Source organism: Wolbachia sp. wLmal (genome assembly GCF_049435495.1).
Lineage (GTDB): Bacteria > Pseudomonadota > Alphaproteobacteria > Rickettsiales > Anaplasmataceae > Wolbachia > Wolbachia pipientis.
Map to the genome: position 1 here is coordinate 536,284 of NZ_CP185405.1, position 16,065 is coordinate 552,348.

Genomic DNA, 16,065 nt, shown 5'->3' on the forward strand with positions numbered 1-16,065 from the left:
TATAAAGCTTTTTTATATAAGCAAGTTATTTGTATTAATTTCTACGCCTTTAATCCAGCTTAAGTTAGATATTTCATAAATAACTTGAGGAGCAATTGAGTATGCACCTGGTAATAAGATGCTCACTTTATGTTTTTCGAGAAGAAGTTTTAGCATTATTTTGGTTCTGCCTTCATCTTTCAATATTGTGTTTAATTCCATAGCGGCTTTTTGCGAATCCGTGCACTCAGTGGTGAGAACTAATTCTTTTATTATAGAAGTGACTCTTTTTGTAAACTCAGATATATCCTTGCCTGCTAATCTTGTCGTATTTTCCGAAGCTTCAAGATCAATTATCACAAATGTTCCTGGTGAAAATAAATCTCTTTTTTCTTCTATTATTTCATTATTATAGAATGCTATTTCAGAAACGTTATGGGGATCAGAAAGTGTAAGGATAACAAACCTTCCACGCTCTGAAGTTCTCATACGTGCATTTAATATTACCCCAGCAGTTTTTGCTGTTCTATTTTCTCCGATAAACCCAATATTTAACTTTTCCAGAAGAGTTCTAAATTTTTCAAGTGGATGATTAGTTAAATAAAATCCTAGTGAAAATAACTCATGTTCTAATTTTTCCTCCTCATCAAAATCTTCCACATTCTCAAGTTTCGGTTTGAGGACATCAAGACTACCAAACAAAGCAGCTTGACTTGATTCTCTATCCTGTTTGTTTTTATTTGCAAAGTAAATCAGCATGTCCATTGACTCATATAGCTGCTTTCTGTTCTTATGCACGCTATCGAATGCTCCGGATTTAATTAGGCTTTCTAGCGCTCTCTTATTTATTATATGACCTGAATTTTGAATGAATTCCCATATGTCCTTACAAGCGCTTGAACGTACGTTCACTATTCCTTCCGCTATAGAAAAACCAACATTCCTCAAGGCAGCAATACCATAACGTATGCGTTCATCCTCTATTGAGAATTCAGCTTGAGACTTGTTTATATCAGGTGAAAGAACGGTAACGCCACTAAACTTTGCTGCATGATAAAATAAATTCAGTTTATCTCTATCATCAATATTCAGATTCATTAGTGCTGTAAAAAATTCTAATGGATAATTAGCTTTAAGGTAAGCCGTTTGATAAGATATAACCGCATATGCTGCAGCATGAGATTTATTGAACCCATAACCAGCAAATTTTGCAACAAGGTCAAAGATATAACTTGCCCTGTCATAATCAACGCCATTTTTTGTTGCCCCTTGGACAAAAAGTTCACGTTGTTTATCCATCTCTTCCTTAATTTTCTTACCCATGGCACGTCTTAGCAAATCTGCTTCTGCGAGACTATATCCAGAGAGAATACGCGCTATTTCCATCACTTGTTCTTGGTAAATTATTACCCCAAATGTCTCTTTTAATACTTCCTCAAGTAACGGATGAATATAATCTGGCTTCTCAAGTCCATGCTTTCTTGCAACATAAGTTGGAATGTTATCCATAGGTCCTGGACGATAAAGGGAGATTAAAGCGATGATGTCCTCAATGCAGTCCGGTTTTAGTTTAATTAAAGCTTCTCTCATTCCCGAACTTTCAAGCTGGAACACTCCAATTGAATCACCGCTTGAGAGCATCTCATAGGTTTTTTGGTCATCTAAAGGAACTGAAGAAATATCGATCTTTTGTCTATCACGATTAATTAAACGACACACATGATCTATTAGCGTTAGCGTACCAAGTCCAAGAAAATCAAATTTTATTAGCCCAGCTTTCTCCACATATTTCATGCTGTATTGAGTGATTGGCAGAGCCGAATTTGGATCGTAGTACACAGGAACAAAATTTTCCAACTTTTGATCACATATTACAATTCCAGCAGCATGAGTTGAAACGTGACGATATATTCCTTCAAGCTTAAGAGATATATCAAGAAGCTTTGCAATTACCTCATCACTATCCCGTTCTTTCTGCAGATTTTGATCAAACTCTATCGCTTGCGATAAAGTTACAGGATTTACTGGATTAAATGGAACCATTTTAGATATTTTATCCACTTGAGAGTAAGGCATTTGTAATACCCTCCCAACATCACGCAATACTGCCCTTGCCTGCAATTTTCCAAAAGTGATTATTTGAGCAACATAACCGTACTTTTTCTGAACATAATCAATAACCAGGTCCCTTTTCTCTTGGCAGAAATCGATATCAAAGTCAGGCATCGATATACGATCAGGATTCAAAAATCTTTCAAATATTAGGCCAAACTTTATTGGATCAAGGTCTGTAATCTGTAAGCCCCAAGCAACAATTGAGCCTGCACCAGAGCCTCTTCCTGGACCAACTGGAATGCCATTTGCTTTGCTCCAACGAATGAAATCAGAAACTATCAAAAAGTAGCCAGCGTAGTTCATCGAAGTTATCACACTCAGTTCGTAATTCAGCCGATCGTAGTATTGTTTAAGGTCTATGTCTGTCTCATTCGCAATACGGAATTCTAATCCTGCAACTGCCTGCTCCCTCAGTTCTTCATTCTCAGTTTTATTTTCTCGACAAGGAAATTTAGGCAAAATAGGCTGCCTGCTTCTTGGCATGTAAGAGCACCGCTTAGCTATCACTAAAGTGTTATGAATTGCTTCGGGAATGTCGCTGAACAGCTCCTCCATTTCTGCCACAGATTTGAAATAATGCTCGGTGGTTAGCTTTTTCCTGTTATTTTCGAGAGCATAACTACCCTCTGATATACACGTTAATATATCATAAGCTTCATAGTCAGATCTATTTGTAAAGAATACATCATTTGTTGCAACCAGTGGTATATTGCGCTGATAAGCAAAATCTATTAAAGTTTCTTCAAGCTCTAGCTCCTTGCTCAGCCCATGACGCTGCAATTCAACATATAAATGACCATTGAATGCTGAAAGCAGTTTTTCAACCGTTTCTTTATCTTGCCCCAACAATAGTTGAGCCAAACATCCACCGGTTAAAGCGATCAGACCCGTACTTAAATTCAATAGCTCATCAAAATCAACGTAAGGAATATCGCTGTTATTCTTGCGCTTTCTAAAAGACTCACTCACCAAAGTGACTAAATTAGTGTACCCTTGCTCATTTTTTGCAAGCAATAATATAGGTAAATTTTGTTCTGAATGTTTAACTATAATATTGCATCCTATTATTAGCTGTATTCCCCTACTTGCCGCATATTCTGCAAACTCAAGTGAACCAAATAAATTACCTGAATCAGTAATTGCAACCGCTGGCATTTTATTTCGCAAACAAAGGCCGATCAGCTCCTCAATTTTAACCGAGCTTTCAAGCAGCGAATAAACACTATGAACACGCAAGTGTATGAACATAAAAAACTTTAGATCAACAAAAAAGGATAACATTAATTTACTCATGAGAACATAATTTTCATGAGAACAAAAGCCTATAAAATACAAAAACTTACTTGACAAACTCCGCCAGCGCCCTTATCATGATAGTGAAGCTATTGTGTTTGCTTTCGCCAATCTGCAGATTAAAAGGTAAGGGTTACTTAATGTATCGGCGTCTTATGTTCAATTTTTTGCAGTATATAGATACTGTATGTCTTTACAAAACTTCATCTACATCTAGATTTTTATCTAAATAAGCTGAACGCGCTTATAAAGCGTTACAAGACATCAAAAAATGCCAATACTCGACAGAGATGGTAAAAGACTAGCTAACTCGGGGATTCTTTGTCTTTTTTTTCTGCTTAGTAAATTTCTTAAACATTTGCAGCGTAGGTTAGTTGCAATTAAAAGCGGCTTAATCTTGCTTGTCAAGCGTTTAAAACATAAAAAACGCCAATATTTTAAAGCGGATAATAACCACGGGGCTTCTTTTGCCTTTTTTTCGCTTGGTAAATTTCTTAATGTTTGTGGCTGAACGACAACCGTCATACCGCAGCGGTATCTCTAGATCCCGCGGCGGTATGACGTAGGGATTGCATTAGCTATAATTCTTTAGTTTTCACTTTTCTTTTAACCTTGCAATGATATTTTCTTTGCCGATAAAAATTAATAGTTTAGCGAGCTCTGGTCCTGTTTCTGTTCCTGTTAAAGCTGAACGCAACTGCGTAAATAGGTTTTTTGCCTTTATATCCACTGTTTGTCGAATAGTTTTGACCCATTCTGACAACGTGTTTTCATTACAATCACCTTGGGGCAATGCATTGAACGCAATTTTTATAAGCTCCTTATCAAGAATCACAGGCTCTATATCAGATTTGCATATTTTCCACCACTTGGCCACCTCAGAAAACCTTTCTATATTGTTCCTTATAAAATACCAAAACTCTGAGGAGTCCACTCCAATTTGATTTAAACGGTCTTGCAACATTTCAAATGGCATTTGTTGCAGAACTTTGCTATTTAGCTTATATATTTCACTCAAGCTGAATTGTACAGATGCTGAGCTAAATTTTTTAATATTAAATGAATCAATCAAAGATTGCATACAGGCACAAGCTTCAATTGGATTGGATGTTCCGAGCTTCACTAAATAACTAACTAGTGCCATCGGTTCAATTTCATCTTCTTTTATAGATTTGATATCTAGCACGCCGGCTCGCTTGGATATCTTGCTATCATCAAAATGTAGCAGAGAAAGGTGAGCAAATGTAGGGATTTTCGCTTTTAATGCTTTAATCATTTGGAGCTGAACTGCGGTATTAGTTACATGATCTTCCCCGCGTACAACATGGGTTACATTAAAGTCAACATCATCAATAACAGAAGGTAACATGTATGTGTAAATTCCATCTTCTCTTTTTACCACAGGGTCACTTATGCTACTGGTTGCAATATTTATTTCACCTTTAACTTCATCATTCCATTTAACAACCTCATTTCTATCCAACTTAAATCTAAAATGTGGTCTTCTTCCTTCTTGCTCATAACTAATTTTCTCTTGCTCAGTTAGAAGTAACGCGCTTCTGTCATATACAGGGGGAAGTCCTTGTTTTAACTGCAATTTTCGTTTAATGTCTAACTCTTCTCTTGTTTCATAGCATGCATAAATATGCCCTTCTTTTATTAACTGCAAAAACACCTCATTGTAACGCTCAAAGCGCTCTGATTGCTTGAAACTTGCATCCCAATTGATACCAATCCATTTCAAATCTTGTATGATATCATTTATATATTTGACATCTGAACGCTGAAGGTCAGTATCATCAAAACGGAGTAAAAATTTTCCATTTTGATTGCGTGTGTACATCCAACAAACCAAGGCAGTTCGTACGTTTCCTACGTGGAGGTAGCCAGTTGGGCTTGGAGCGAATCTTGTTAGCATTTAAACAGCAATATTGTTTACTCTAATTTATTTTAATTTTATATAAATATATGGCTAAAGCAAGTGAGATCTGCTAATACAATTGAGCGAGAGAAGAATAAGTATGGCTATAGCATTGTGGCACCTTTGATATTTGATGGATTAAGACCATATGATAAATTCAAGAAAATTCACAGCTTGACGACAAAGGCTAATGTAGCATTATATTGGTATCATGACTAACTTAGAAAAGATGAGAGAAAAACTGCAAGATCAAATAAATTATCATAATGTTTTGTATCACCAAAAAAATAAGCCAGAAATAAGTGATGCTGAATATGATGAACTGAAGAAAAAGTTAGCTGAAATAGAGCCAGAAATTTATGCAACACAAGATAGTGTTGGTGCTCCACCTGATGAGAGGTTTTCTAAGGTGGAACATCAAGAACCTATGCTTTCCCTTGAGAATGCTTATGATGAACAAGGTGTAGAGAAATTTTTGTCTAAAATAAAGAGGTTTTTAATTGAGGACAAAATAGAGATATTATGTGAACCAAAAATTGATGGGTTGTCGTTTTCTGCAATTTATGAGGATGGAAGATTTGTTAAAGCTGCAACTCGAGGTGATGGTTTTGTAGGGGAAGATGTCACTCACAATGTTGCAACAATAAAAGGCTTTCCTAAGTTTTTGCAAGGTGTGCAAGGAAGACTAGAAGTAAGAGGTGAAATATACATCAGTAACAGCGACTTTTTAAAGTTAAATGAAAACGATGAATTTGCCAATCCTCGAAATGCAGCCGCTGGTTCTCTAAAGCAATTGGATGCAAACATTACAGCAAGCAGACCTCTTAGATATTTTGCTTATTCTTTGATTGGTGGAGCAGAGAAAAGTCAAAGTGAGGTACTAAATAAGCTTGAGGCACTTGGTTTTTGCGTAAATGAGCATCAGTCCTTAACGAGTAGTTTAGATGGAATGCTGAAGTTCTATAATGAAGTCTATAACTGTCGCTATAACTTGGATTATGATATTGATGGAATAGTCTATAAAGTAAATGATTTGGTACTACAAAATCGTCTAGGGAATACTCACAAAGCACCGCGCTCAGCACTTGCATACAAGTTTTCTGCGGTTTATGCAAAAACAAAGTTAAATAAGATATTTATACAGGTGGGCAGAACAGGGGTTTTAACTCCAGTTGCAGATTTAGTGCCAGTCAATATTGGTGGGGTGCTAGTTAGTAGAGCAAGTCTGCATAACCAAGATGAGATAAAACGTAAAGACATAAGAGAGGGAGATATTGTAACAATCAAAAGGGCAGGGGATGTAATTCCCCAGATCGTTGAAGTAAGCAGAGATTCTCGTCTTCCAAATACACCTGAATTTGTGTTTCCTGAAGTATGCCCTGAATGTGGTAGTAAAGTACGTCAGGTTGAGGGAGAGGCTGCAGTAAGATGTCCTGAGGAATTTGCCTGTAAAGCTCAAATAATAGAAAAACTAAAGCATTTTGTATCGAAAGATGCATTTGACATTGTTGGCCTTGGTGATAAGCAGATAGAGTTTTTTTACGACCTTGGTCTGATAAAACAAATTCCCGATATTTTTACTTTAGAAGAAAGATTGGATGAATTTAATCTGGAAGAACAGTCTGGTTGGGGCAAGAAATCAATAGCTCATTTATTAAATGCTATACAAAGCAGAAGGGTAATAACTCTAGATAGGTTTATATTTTCTTTAGGTATTAGATTTATTGGCCAAGTTGCAGCAGAATTGCTTGCAGATTATTATGTTTCTTATGATAATTGGTATAATTCGATGATTGAACTGTCATCAGATAATACTGAGCTAGTAGGTATAGACGGCATAGGAAAAAAAGTAGCTGAATCTTTGGAATCATTTTTTTCTAAGGAATATAACATCAAAATGTTAAATGATCTTACTGCTTGTCTTCAAATTCTTTCTGTGAGCTCCAACTCTAGTGACTCTGTTTTAAATAATAAAATTATAGTGTTTACTGGTAAGCTACTTGCTATGAGTAGAGGAGAGGCAAAAGTAAGAGCCAAAACTCTAGGAGTAAAGGTCAGCTCACATCTTTCTGCTAAAACTGACTACCTAATTGCAGGAGAAAAACCAGGATCCAAATATAAAAAGGCAGTGGAATTAGGTGTAGAAATTTTAGATGAAGACCAGTGGCATAAAGTGATAAGTTTGGGAGTGTTCAAATGAAACTTGGATTGTATATTAAATCAAAGTTGCAAGACTATTTAGAGAGTAGCCAATTCTTTCCATCCAAGAATCATTTTATTGACTTGCCTCAATTTTTCAACAGAAGGCAAGTCTTCTGTGCTGAGCGGTAAGCGGACAGTTTGATGTTCTATAAGACCAATATCATGCAAAAGTGCTTTAGTGGGTGTTGGGTTGCTGGCAGTAAATAACGCTTCGCAAGCCTTTTGCCAGATATCTGCCTGAGGGTTCCTGCCATTGAGGCACTTCTTAACGTATTCATGCGCTATGCGTGGCCAAACATTGGCAGCAACGGAAACCAGGCCAGCCGCACCATAAGCGGCCATATCAGATATCATATTATCATCTCCGCAAAAGACCTCAATATTTGGTGCAACTTTCTTATACTGAGTTAAAGTATCAACAGTGCCACTTGAATCTTTGATAGCCCAAAATTTTTCGTGACTGGATAAGTTGCGTACAGTTTCAGCATGAAGACTCACTCCTGCTCTCGATGGAATATTGTAAAACATAGCCGGCATATGTGCTTTCTCAAGCAGCTTTTCAAACCATAAAGTCTGCCCCATAATTCCGGGCTTTGCATAAATGGGAGTTGTCATTAGATAGCCATGAATAGGCATACCCTTGCAAAAATCAAGCCATTCAAGAGTCTGATATAGATTCACTCCTGGTACGCCAATTATAATTTTTGTATTTAATTTTAGCTCACATACAAATTCAACTAACTCGCGTTTTTCAGAATCAGTAAGCGATAGGCTTTCACCGGTGCTACCCAGCAACACTACACCATTTTCAGCTTTAACTTGCATTGTCAGTAAACGCTGCAAACTGCTATAATCTATGCTATCTCCATTGCAATTAAAAGGAGTAATACAAGCAGTCCATAAAAATGTAGATTTCAATTTAAATTGTTAAAATGGTATTTCATCATCGAGTAGTTCATCTTTTATATCGTTGTCAAAACTTTCGTGTTTATCTTTTTGTCCTGTTTCACCTTGTTTGTATTCACTTGGCTTGTAATCAGGATTTGGCGCACTATTTCGTGAATCCAAGAGAGTAAGAGCGCTATTAAAATTATATAGAACTACCTCTGTTGTGTATCTTTCACCACCGTTTTGGTCAGTCCATTTTCTAGTTCTCAAAGAACCTTCAACATAAACTTTACTGCTTTTGCGTGCAAAATCTTTGACGATTTTTACTAATCCTTCACTAAAAATTACGATATTATGCCACTCTGTCTTTTCAGAGCGCATACCGGAAAGTTTGTCAATCCAACTTTCAGACGTGGCTATTGAAAAACTTGCCATTTCTTTTCCATTTTGTGTAGTCCTAATTTCAGGATCTTTTCCTAAATTACCAACTAGTATGACTTTGTTTATGGTACCACCAGACATAATTATGCTCTAAATAAACCCTTTCATTATCTTATGTGAAAATACTATTGTCAAATTTAATTAAAAGTGCGCTTGGAGGGATTCGAACCCACGGCCTTTGCCTCCGGAGGGCAACGCTCTATCCAACTGAGCTACAAGCGCATATATATTTAAGTTATTTAATAGACAAGCCATCCAAGTCAAATTTTTGTTTTGGATAAAGCGTAAACATAATACTCCCATATCCAAAATATACATTTTGAGAATCATTCGCATGCTTTTTTATTGCTTTTTGATCTACGGTCCATACAAAAGTTACATAATTTTCATTGACTGAGTGCACTTTTAAATCCTTGGTATTTATAAACAGTTTTCCATTTACCCATATTTTCCATGTATCGGGAGAAAGATATAAAATTGAGTCTAAACTCACTACCTTACAGTTGAAATTATCTGATACCTCCTCTTTTGCAGCTCTTGAAGATCGTAAATTGAACTTTTCCATTTCATTGACCATTCTATTAACTGGCTCTTCATCAAAAAAAATGCTTTTTACGTTACTATATTGTGACAAAACGTCAAAGTCACTTTCCACTGCTTCTCTTATTATATCGTCCCGATCTGTATAGCTTAGTTTTTGATTGTTGATAAAGAAACACTCTTTTGCACGCAAATTTGCTATATCAATAAAATCGTCGATTTCTTGATTGCCAACTTTAAGAATACTTTCAAAATATCTTTTTTCTATCATCATTCCATACTGAGAATGATGACAAACCATTTCATCATTACCTTGTTTTTCTATATATACGCATAAATTTCCACTATTTAATCCTAATATTTTATGCTCAATAAAATCTTCATTGCCAATATATTGTCGGCAAGAATACTCCTTACAAATTTCTATGCTTTCTATGATATCTTCACAACTGCAATATGCATTAACATTGGAAATGAGTAGCGTAAAAATAAAAAACAGCTTTATGTTCATCACCTTATCTACTTAATATAGTATACCAATCAAAGACTATATTAGCTCTCACTATCTCTATCATATTACCATTCAAAATCTGATTCATAGTTGCAGCATCAATATTTCTCTGCTTATTTAAAATAAGAGATTTGATCATAACATAACCGGGCAGATTTGGAATAGACTGTAGAAATAAAAAAATATGCTTATCGCTGATTGAGCTTAAATTTAGGACCACTTCACTTTTTATTACTTTTGTGCGTTCACTTTTGTTGTGGAGCTCAACTTCTTCGGGTATAGAAATTGATATTTCAGGTTCTAATATATAGTGCTTTTTATATAACTTGCTAAGCTCGAAATTTAAATTTGCAATGTATCTGCTACTATGTAAATTTGAAGAAGAAATTTTTTTCCATAAATCTAGGTTTTTATTTAGAACAACTTCCTTTTTTTGAATTCCAGTAATCTGTAAATTAATAGAACGTATTTTATCAATCGCAATTTGGTTTTTATTATAAATCTTTTCGTTATAGATAACAACATATGTTAATAACCCTATTAATCCAACAGATAATAACAAATACGATATAAACTGAATTGTAGCTTTTCTTTTTAATTGAGAGATAGTCATTAATCTACATTGCCTCTCCTATTTCAACATCAATAGATAGATTTTGCTCTTTAGCAGCAGGTAAGCTAGAAATATTAATGTCATAGGTACGAAAATTATCGTTTAAATTTTTTCGTAGTTTCTCGTATTGATGAGAAATATTTTTACCGGATTGAAAATTAAACTTTAAAGTTGTGGTAATATAACTTTTTGCCTCATTATAATTCCATTCAAATGATCGAAGCTCTATACCTGGTATTTTTAACTTTTCTACATACTTAACTTGTGTAAGAGGAGAGTATTCTATTTTTGATAAAATATTATTGATATTAATAAAATCATAAATTTCATCTATTTTTTTTACATTATAGCTTTGGCTAAGTTTTGTTAATTGGTTATTTAAGGTGTTCTGCTTTGCTGATAAATTATCAGCGACATTGAAATTTGAATACAAATTTAGCAAACAAAGGGTGTTTGTTATAACTAAAACCAGGGCGAAGTATAGAAAAATTCGAGGAGAGTTTAAATAAAGGTAATTGAATAGATAAAATTCTTTAGTTTCCTTTGTATTAAAAATAGCTGCTAATTTATTCTTAAAGCTATGAAACAAAATTATGGTATCGCAAAAGTTATCTTTTTCACTTATAGCTAGTTCTGCTCCTAATAGTTTGCCTAACTCATATGGAGTTAATATGTTCACACTGTTCTCTGAAAAATTTATGACTGATAAACTAGCTTTGATATCTTCTGACACTATGATACAAAGGTCGATAGGGTTATTTTTTTCAAACCCAAACTTAGTTAAGGATCGAATAGTATCTTGCACTTCCTGATATATTCCACCAGCGATAATTCCTGGTAAATTATCATTAGTAAATGATGTTAAGCGCGTAAATACCATTTTATTCTCTTTAAGAACCACTTGTCTATAGCCTCCCGTTTTAGTTGCAGCAACTATAATTTTCCAATTATTAGGATCTTTATGTAGAATCTTTTTTGTTGTATTACTTATTTCTATAGGAAACATTAATATTCCCTTAAAGTTGGAGCCTATCTCAATAAACACATTCAACCAATATTCTACTAAATGCTTTGCTTTTGATGAAACAAGAAGATAGCACCAGTTTTGATTGAATTTGTTTGGCTTCTCAACCAAAAAAACTGAACTTATGTCATTATTACGAGAAAAATGCTCCATCTTTGTTTTTGCTGATAGATAGGCACTAATCTTGTTTGCCCTTGTAATAAACTGTAGCGAGTAATTTTGATCTGCATGATTAAGCACCAGGTATAAAGGTGCTTTTTTATCTGACGAAAGACATGAAATTAAATCGGAAACTGCTTTATCGTTTTTGCCCTTAACAAAATACCTTTTATTTAAAGTATTATTTTTAAAATATAGTAACATTATGCCTTCTTCTCCAATAGAAAGCATAAACTTACTTTTGGATTTTGAACTAAACATATTAACAAAGCATATACTTATCTAGAATTAAAAAGGCAATTTATTGAAATTCATTAAACGTTAGAGGGAAATGTTGTTATAAATTTTCGCAGCAACATTATTTATATTATAATTTTTTTATAAAATTACTACTAATATTAAGTTATTTAGATAACAAATTAAGAAAGTTCATTAAGACGAATTTGTTGTTTTTCAAATTGTAGGTAAACCTAAGCCACTTTAGCTATATCTGCCGATTGACTTTAATTAATAAGAGTTATTAATCTATTTACTATTCTTGTAATATTATTTCTAATGGTAAAGAAATATATATTTTTCTGGAACAGTTGTTATTTCAGATACAGAATTTATTGTAAGTAAACTAACCATTTGCTGAAGAGCGCTCATCTTCTGTGGTACTTGATGATGGAGCAACTAATTTGCTCAAAATCTCATCTTTTGGTCCCATAGCGTAAATGACACCATCTGACATGAGGATCACCTTATCAACTACGGACAATAACGGTAGCTTGTGAGTGATGATAACAGTAGTAGTATTTTGTTTTCTTGCAATGCCAATTGCATTAATTAAGCATGCCTCTCCATTGCTATCTAAGTTAGCGTTTGGTTCATCAAGTACTAAAAGTTTTGTGTGACCATAAAAAGCTCTGGCAAGTCCAAGAAGCTGTTTTTGGCCGCCAGAGAGCGTTACTCCTCCAGGACCTCCTATTGTTGTATCATATCCATTTGGTAAGCTTAGTATTAGTTCATGTATTCCTGCAATTTTTGCTGCTTTGATTATTTCTTCAGGATTTGGATCTGGCCTCATGCGAGCAATATTAGCTTTGACACTAGTGTTAAATAACTCAATATCCTGAGGTAAGTAGCCAACATAATTACCAAAATTTTCTCGATTCCAAGTATATACATCAGCGCCATCTAGTCTGACTATACCAGATATTGGCTTCCATACACCAACAGTTAATTTTGCGATAGTGGATTTACCAGAAGCACTTGCACCAATAACACCAACTACATCTCCAGGATCTATAATGAATGATATTCCTTTTACTGTCGGCTTATTGCTTCCATAAGGAGTAAAAAATACTCTATCAAATTCCAATTTTCCTTCAGGTTCTGGTAGGGCCATCGTTTGCTCTCTTTTTGGCGATGTTAATATAAGTCTTTGTAGCCTTCCATATGACATTCTAGCCTGATTTAAAAACTTCCAAGTATGAACCGCAGCATCAAATGGTGCTAATACTCTACCCATTAAAATTGAAGCAGCGATGATGCTACCGGCAGTCTTATGAGCTGTGATTGCAAGTAATGCACCTGTTCCAATCACTGATATTTGCAGAGTTGAGCGCAAAAATTTAGTGATTCCAGTAATTACATTAGAGCGATTTTGTGCTTTAATTTGCATTGCTCGGTTCTGATCATTTTGTTTACACCAATCAGAGACTATGAATTCTGACATGCCCATAGCTTCAACCACTTCTGCATTTCTTGTTGCAACATCTATAGCATTGATATTCCGTATAGTTTCTTCGTTGGTTTCTTGTAATATTCGTTTAGTGGCAAGTTCATTCCATATTGCCATAGAGACTAATATAATAATTCCAGTAATAGCTATAAACCCCGTGGAGGTATGTATCATGAAAATCACAACAAGGTAAATTAACGACCATGGAGTATCAAACAGTGAGAATATACTATTTCCTGTAATGAAATTTTTTATCACTCCGAGATCTCGTATTGCTTCACCACTTGAAGTTGAGCTCTGCACTGACGTTAGCCTGATTGACCTTACTATCAGATCTGGTGTTGCAGTTTTATCGATCCAATCACCTATTTTTGCCATGGCTAAATATCGACAAGTTTCAAGCATTGCAGAACATGCAAATGCAGATAAAGTGATAATTGTCAGCATAGTTAGTGTTGATATACTTTCGCTCGATATCACCCGATCAAGCACTTGAGAGGTATAAAGTGGTAGGAATAACATTAATAAATTGATTCCCGCACTAAACCAAAAGATAAACCAAAATGCACTTTTGCATTTTTCTAGGCAAATATATAGAGTACTTTGCTTCAATTCTTTTTTTATTGATGGCGTAATTTCCACAATCTTCCTCTTAATTTGATTACATGCACCATATACAATTTTTATTACAAAAATATTAATAACGGTAGTTAGCTTACTTTAAGTGAGTAAAATATTAATATATGTGAATAGGAAATATAAACAATGGTAAAAAGAAGTATAGTTAATATTTCCTTCATTGCCTATAGCGAAGCTACGTCATACCGCGATTCATTCCATAGCTGTACGAACATTCATTTTTGAAGGTAAACTGCACAGCAAATGGTGTCATGAAAGTAGCTGACACTGGAATGGCTTTGTTGCATCGCTACTTATGAAAGGCTAACTATAGTTAGGATTATAAGTAACCTATTGAAAATTTTGTTTTTTTTTGCAATCAATCTGATCAAATTTAAGAATAGTAATTTATTATTTACATTAATAAATTTAATTCTATTGAAAATAGCTAAAGCATTGAAATTCTTGAATTTTAGCCGGATTAGTGAGTGGTAGTGAAATTTCTTTTACTCAAATTTAGGTATTCACTGACCGTTCTTGTTATAAATACCAGAATAATAAGCTACTGATATTCTCTACCTTTTTTATCTTTATCCATCATAGCTAGCGATGCAATAAAGCCCACCGATTCATTCTACTGCAACGCAGAAAATTCGTACAATTGTGCATAATGTGGGGCTTCTGGCTACATTTTTCTATTGAACTCACCTTTTCTCTATGTGACAGATTTCGTATTAAATTTTAAATTTAATGCGCCTAGATATACAAGCATTCCTAGCAAAACCATAGGTATAGAAAGCAACTGCCCCATAGTTAAATCAAGCCACAAATAGCCAATTTGATAGTCTGGTTCGCGAAAAAACTCAACGAAAAAACGTGCTATTCCATACCACATAACTGCAATACCAGTTAACGCACCGTGATACAGTCTTATTCTAGTTAAGAAAAACAGTGAATTTGCAACTGCAAAAAGTAGCAGTCCTTCAAAAAGTGCCTCATAAAGCTGGCTTGGATGATGCAGCAAATTATCACCACTCTCTGAAAATACCATACCCCATGGCATAGTTGTAACTCTGCCAAATAACTCTCCGTTTATAAAATTGCCTATGCGACCTAAAAATAAACCTATGGGAACTCCGCAAGAAACTAGGTCCAGTGCATAAAATATAGGAATGTTATGTCTTCTGCAGGAGATTATTACTGCAAGCAAAACTCCTATAGCACCGCCATGAAATGACATCCCTCCTTCCCAGGTCTTCAATATCTCGATAGGGTTGCTTATATAAAGAACTGGATCATATATCAATACGTAGCCAAGTCTACCTCCAAGGATAATACCTACAATAGTGGCTGTTAATAACGAATCGTAAAAATTCTTAGTAAATATTTTTTGGTCATCTAGCCTATGTAAATACCAATATGCAAACACTATACCCAAAACGTAGGCTAAGGAATACCAATATATAGAAACAGGACCGATGCTGAAAATTACTGGATTTAAAGACATATTTTGCTATAAATTATTTTTAGACAATCTACTTTTTTCACGATCCCACTCTCTCTGTTTTATGGTTGCTCTCTTATCGTAGAGTTTTTTTCCTTTTACAATGGCAATTTTAGTTTTTGCAAATCCTTTATCGTTAAAATAGACCGAAAGCGGCACAACAGTTATCCCAGCAGTCTTGATTTGACCAATTAGTTTATTTATCTCCTTTTTATGCAAGAGTAATTTACGTTCCCTTTTTGGTTTATGATTTTTTCGGTTCGCAGCTTTATATTCTGCAATATGCATATTGTGCAGCCATACTTCGCTATTCTTTTCAACAACGTAGGCGTCGGAAATATTTACTTTTCTTTCTCTTAGCGATTTAACTTCACTGCTTAATAAGACCATACCCGCTTCAAATTCTTCTAAGATGAAATATTCAAACCTTGCTTTCCTATTTTCTGCAATAACTTCCATATCTAAAGATATCTTTAAGCTTCAATATATTACAGAGTTTTTGACTTAATTCATAATAAAACAGTTATCCCA

Annotated in this window: 11 protein-coding genes and 1 tRNA gene; 1 reads left to right on the top strand and 11 read right to left on the bottom strand. The window is 34.6% G+C overall.

The annotated features are described in order from the left end of the window. Window positions 1-12: 12 nt before the first annotated feature. Window positions 13-3,342, bottom strand: coding sequence for a DNA polymerase III subunit alpha (gene dnaE, locus ACEL90_RS02765; RefSeq protein ID WP_423349285.1), 3,330 nt, complete (start codon window positions 3,340-3,342; stop codon window positions 13-15). Window positions 3,343-3,982: 640 nt separating this feature from the next. After that, on the bottom strand, window positions 3,983-5,305 hold the full coding sequence (gltX, locus tag ACEL90_RS02770) for a glutamate--tRNA ligase (protein ID WP_423349232.1): 1,323 nt from the start codon (window positions 5,303-5,305) through the stop codon (window positions 3,983-3,985). Between the two features lie 214 nt (window positions 5,306-5,519). Between gltX and ligA the strand changes: the two genes are divergently transcribed. Further along, entirely contained in the window at window positions 5,520-7,508 is a 1,989-nt protein-coding gene (gene ligA / locus ACEL90_RS02775; protein ID WP_423349233.1) for an NAD-dependent DNA ligase LigA, read from the top strand. A gap of 38 nt (window positions 7,509-7,546) precedes the next feature. Here ligA and dapA read toward each other — a convergent pair whose 3' ends face one another. From dapA to smpB, 9 genes are all read right to left on the bottom strand, one after another. Next, window positions 7,547-8,428, bottom strand: a complete 882-nt coding sequence (gene dapA, locus ACEL90_RS02780) for a 4-hydroxy-tetrahydrodipicolinate synthase (protein WP_423349234.1) — start codon at window positions 8,426-8,428, stop codon at window positions 7,547-7,549. Between the two features lie 9 nt (window positions 8,429-8,437). Next, entirely contained in the window at window positions 8,438-8,920 is a 483-nt protein-coding gene (ssb, locus tag ACEL90_RS02785; protein WP_423349235.1) for a single-stranded DNA-binding protein, read from the bottom strand. Between the two features lie 67 nt (window positions 8,921-8,987). Next, window positions 8,988-9,061 (bottom strand) — tRNA-Arg (locus ACEL90_RS02790). A 13-nt stretch (window positions 9,062-9,074) separates the two neighbouring features. After that, window positions 9,075-9,890 (bottom strand): hypothetical protein, encoded by an 816-nt coding sequence (locus ACEL90_RS02795; RefSeq protein ID WP_264724007.1) that lies wholly within the window; start codon window positions 9,888-9,890, stop codon window positions 9,075-9,077. Window positions 9,891-9,894: 4 nt separating this feature from the next. Then, window positions 9,895-10,503, bottom strand: a complete 609-nt coding sequence (locus ACEL90_RS02800) for a hypothetical protein (RefSeq protein WP_015589194.1) — start codon at window positions 10,501-10,503, stop codon at window positions 9,895-9,897. Window positions 10,504-10,507: 4 nt separating this feature from the next. Continuing rightward, window positions 10,508-11,947: a hypothetical protein gene (locus ACEL90_RS02805; RefSeq protein ID WP_423349236.1), complete on the bottom strand. Its 1,440-nt coding sequence runs from the start codon at window positions 11,945-11,947 to the stop codon at window positions 10,508-10,510. Between the two features lie 361 nt (window positions 11,948-12,308). Next, window positions 12,309-14,054, bottom strand: a complete 1,746-nt coding sequence (locus tag ACEL90_RS02810) for a type I secretion system permease/ATPase (protein ID WP_423349237.1) — start codon at window positions 14,052-14,054, stop codon at window positions 12,309-12,311. Window positions 14,055-14,745: 691 nt separating this feature from the next. Continuing rightward, window positions 14,746-15,537, bottom strand: coding sequence for a prolipoprotein diacylglyceryl transferase (gene lgt, locus ACEL90_RS02815; RefSeq protein WP_423349238.1), 792 nt, complete (start codon window positions 15,535-15,537; stop codon window positions 14,746-14,748). A gap of 6 nt (window positions 15,538-15,543) precedes the next feature. Continuing rightward, entirely contained in the window at window positions 15,544-15,993 is a 450-nt protein-coding gene (gene smpB, locus ACEL90_RS02820) for an SsrA-binding protein SmpB (RefSeq protein WP_007548863.1), read from the bottom strand. Between the last annotated feature and the right edge of the window lie 72 nt (window positions 15,994-16,065).

Excerpts from the sequence above, each read along its gene's own strand:
- ssb (WP_423349235.1), bottom strand. The coding sequence starts at position 8,920 with ATGTCTGGTGGTACCATAAACAAAGTCATACTAGTTGGTAATTTAGGA.
- ligA (WP_423349233.1), top strand. The coding sequence starts at position 5,520 with ATGACTAACTTAGAAAAGATGAGAGAAAAACTGCAAGATCAAATAAAT.
- smpB (WP_007548863.1), bottom strand. The coding sequence starts at position 15,993 with ATGGAAGTTATTGCAGAAAATAGGAAAGCAAGGTTTGAATATTTCATC.
- lgt (WP_423349238.1), bottom strand. The coding sequence starts at position 15,537 with ATGTCTTTAAATCCAGTAATTTTCAGCATCGGTCCTGTTTCTATATAT.
- ACEL90_RS02805 (WP_423349236.1), bottom strand. The coding sequence starts at position 11,947 with ATGTTTAGTTCAAAATCCAAAAGTAAGTTTATGCTTTCTATTGGAGAA.
- dnaE (WP_423349285.1), bottom strand. The coding sequence starts at position 3,342 with ATGTTCATACACTTGCGTGTTCATAGTGTTTATTCGCTGCTTGAAAGC.
- ACEL90_RS02795 (WP_264724007.1), bottom strand. The coding sequence starts at position 9,890 with ATGAACATAAAGCTGTTTTTTATTTTTACGCTACTCATTTCCAATGTT.
- ACEL90_RS02800 (WP_015589194.1), bottom strand. The coding sequence starts at position 10,503 with ATGACTATCTCTCAATTAAAAAGAAAAGCTACAATTCAGTTTATATCG.
- gltX (WP_423349232.1), bottom strand. The coding sequence starts at position 5,305 with ATGCTAACAAGATTCGCTCCAAGCCCAACTGGCTACCTCCACGTAGGA.